The organism is Gardnerella sp. CCPDSM (genome assembly GCF_056754715.1).
The window spans coordinates 1-516 of the sequence record NZ_JBQEQO010000062.1 but is presented as its reverse complement, the minus strand read 5'-3'; the positions used below and the strand labels follow the sequence as shown (position 1 = coordinate 516).

At 46.7% G+C, this 516-nt stretch carries 2 protein-coding genes; both read right to left on the bottom strand.

All coding sequences use genetic code 11. The features are described 5' to 3' along the window. On the bottom strand, positions 1-303 hold a 303-nt coding region (locus ACTJLE_RS06520), incomplete at its 3' end, for a phage portal protein (RefSeq protein WP_481267910.1). A gap of 11 nt (positions 304-314) precedes the next feature. Beyond that, positions 315-516 (bottom strand): terminase TerL endonuclease subunit (locus ACTJLE_RS06515; protein WP_481267909.1); only part of this gene is annotated, 202 nt, incomplete at its 5' end.

The following is a 516-nucleotide window of genomic DNA, read 5'->3' as shown; positions in this document are numbered from 1 at the left end:
TGTTTCTCTAAACACGAAGCTTGTCATCTCAAGATTCGGCTCATCATGAAGCACCTTATACAAAGGATGTTTAACAGCTTTAGCCGTACCCGTACTCGTCCGCTCATACACGTGAAGCGGCAGACTCGCCACCGCTTCAGACAAAATACGCACACACGAGTAGACAGCCGTCATCTGCATCGCAGAACGCTCATTCACCCTCTTACCGGACGAGGAAGCGCCCATTAAGAAACGATAACCGCCGCCTAACATCCTGTTTTCAGACTTATCTCTACTCTTAAAAATTTTACTGAAAATATTCATGACCCACCTCCTTACATGAATAGGATTCCTCGAGCGTCATACACGCTTTGAGTGTTCGCATTACCGCATCTGATAGCACGGTCAAGTGCCATGATGGTGGCGATAGCACCGTCGATTTTCTCGGTTGATTTTTCCTTATCGCATTTAATATTTCCTGCAGGATCAGTGCGGATGAAAATGTTATCCATATTCCAGCGAAGCACCGGATGCCCG